We start from the raw sequence: 2,035 nt of genomic DNA, 5'->3' as shown, positions 1-2,035 counted from the left end.
GCGCTGGAACAGCTCCCACAACTCATCCGGCACCAGCCGCTCAACGATCCCTGCCATGCCCAGTAGCCTATCGAGCCAAATGAGATGACTTCTAAATGACGTTGTTACGTTGGCTGACCGGTCTGGGATGATCTTGAAGTTGATCGTGCCGAAGAGGGGTTCACTCGTGTCGTCCGCGCCACCGTCGTACAGGGGGCACCGGCACCCGGTTGAAGCTTCCCCTTGATGTTGGACACCTGGAGACCGGGACGTGAGGTTCCAGAGGAAGTAGTGCCAGGTGGGAAACAAGGGCAACCGCAGCAGGCGGTACACGGAGGAGTTCAAGCGGGACGCGGTCGCGCTGGTCCGCTCCTCCGGCAGGACCGTCACCGAGGTGGCCCGGGAACTCAACGTCAGCGCCGAGGGGCTGCGCAACCAGGTCAGGCGGGACCAGGTCGACCGGGGCCAGGGGACACCGGGCGAGCTGACGGCGGCCGAGCGGGAGGAACTGCGCCGGCTGCGCAAGCTGACCCGTGAGCAGGCCGAGACGATTGCGGTGCGCCGTGCGATCGGTTCCCGCAGGCGGCGGCTGAGCGCCGGCCACCAGGCCCTGCTCACACTCCCCCAGCCTCCGGCCGGGGCACCCCCATGTCCGGCTTGCGGCCGGGTTCGGCGTCGGAACCACCACCGCCTACCGGTACGTCACCGAGGTCGTCGACCTCCTGGCCGCTCTCGCCCCCACCCTGGCCGACGTCGTCCGCACCGCGTCGACGAAGGCGTATCCGCTCCCGGACGGCACGCTGCTGCCGATCGGCCGGGGGCGCTTCCCGGCCGAAGGCCGGGGGCCCTCGCCGCGGACCGGCCGCACCACTTTGGCGGACACAGGAGGCACGGGAGGGACGTGCAGGCCTCGCCGATCCCTTCGGCCGGCCGCTGTGAGGGCTCCACCGGCCCTGCCCGGCGCCGTCCACGCCGTCCGCGCGGCCCGCGCACACGGCATCGCCGGCGCCCTCGCCGAGGCCGGCGTCACGTGCTGGGCGGGCAGGGGGCCGGGGTGCCGGCGGCACGGTCCGCACCCCGTGCCGGGGACGGTGGGAGGCCCTCGCCACCGGCCGGCAGCCGGTGAACCGGCCCCACGCGCAGATCGGGACAGCTCGTAAAGCCGGCTGTCGCCCCCTCAAGTCCTGGCGGCTTCTGCGCAGGCTGCGGTGCTCGACCCCACGGAAAGGGCTCAATGGCGTTGCGCTTCGGTCAGCCAGGATCGAGAGCGGTGAGGCGTTCCGTTCCCGCGAACCGTCGGACTGACGGCGCGGAACTCGGTGTCCAGTACCCGCCCCGCCCGCTGAACTGCCGCCGGATGATGTGGTATCGGCCGCGGGCGAACACCCATCCGTTCCTGCTCCAGGTGGGACTGCCTCGACCACCGGCCGTCGTCGGCTGCGCTCACCAGGAGACGGGAGCGGGAACCCCGCTCGGAGTGCGCGTCGTCTACTTCGAGCGGATACTCGAAGTAGACGCGTTCGCACCTCCCTACGCAGGTGCCGTCCCAGCATGTCGGACGTGACCGTCCGGTCACAGCGACACCGCTTCCCAATGATCAACGCGCTTCGGCGTGCCACGGCCAAGTGGCCATGCCGGTCGGGACGGGCACGGTTGTTCTCAAATAAGAAGAACAATTCCGTAAAAACACCAGACGAGCAAGACGTCACCGCCGTTTCCTCTTGCACGCGAGGTATCCCATGACCAGGACCTGCCGCCTCAATTGCATCATCCCGCCGCATCTCCTCGAAAAGCTTCTGCGAAGCGATGACAGCGAGGTGCACCAGGCCGCCTTGGCCACCATGCTGACCACCGCCTCGCTGCGCGGCGAGCGTGCGGTCCGGGCGTCCTTCGCCAGCGCCGCCGCCCTCGGCAACGGCCGGCGGACTGTCTTCGACTGCCGGCACGGCAGGTCTCTGCCCCTAGGGCCTGTTTTAGAAGTCGGTAGCCTGCCTGGTTGGCCGCCCGGGGTGACGGCGGGCGGCCAACCAGATGGTGAGGTCGAGGGCGATGGCGT

1 protein-coding gene and 3 pseudogenes are annotated in these 2,035 nt (G+C 69.4%); 3 read left to right on the top strand and 1 reads right to left on the bottom strand.

Annotated features, from left to right (window positions below):
• Window positions 1-312: hypothetical protein (locus tag ACWEQO_RS34705; RefSeq protein ID WP_452986486.1), on the bottom strand; the 312-nt coding region annotated here is incomplete at its 3' end.
• Between ACWEQO_RS34705 and ACWEQO_RS34700 the strand changes: the two are divergent.
• The 3 pseudogenes from ACWEQO_RS34700 to ACWEQO_RS34690 form a co-directional block, all read left to right on the top strand.
• Window positions 278-451 (top strand): annotated as a pseudogene (locus ACWEQO_RS34700) (transposase); the annotation flags it as partial. The gene ACWEQO_RS34705 and the pseudogene ACWEQO_RS34700 overlap by 35 nt on opposite strands.
• Window positions 452-487: 36 nt before the next feature.
• Window positions 488-1,284: pseudogene (locus tag ACWEQO_RS34695) on the top strand (transposase family protein).
• Between the two features lie 434 nt (window positions 1,285-1,718).
• Window positions 1,719-2,035, top strand: a pseudogene (locus ACWEQO_RS34690) (hypothetical protein); the annotation flags it as partial.

It is taken from the genome of Streptomyces sp. NPDC004051, from assembly GCF_053604275.1.
The sequence above is the reverse complement of the archived record's forward strand: the minus strand, read 5'-3'. Positions and strand labels throughout refer to the sequence as shown.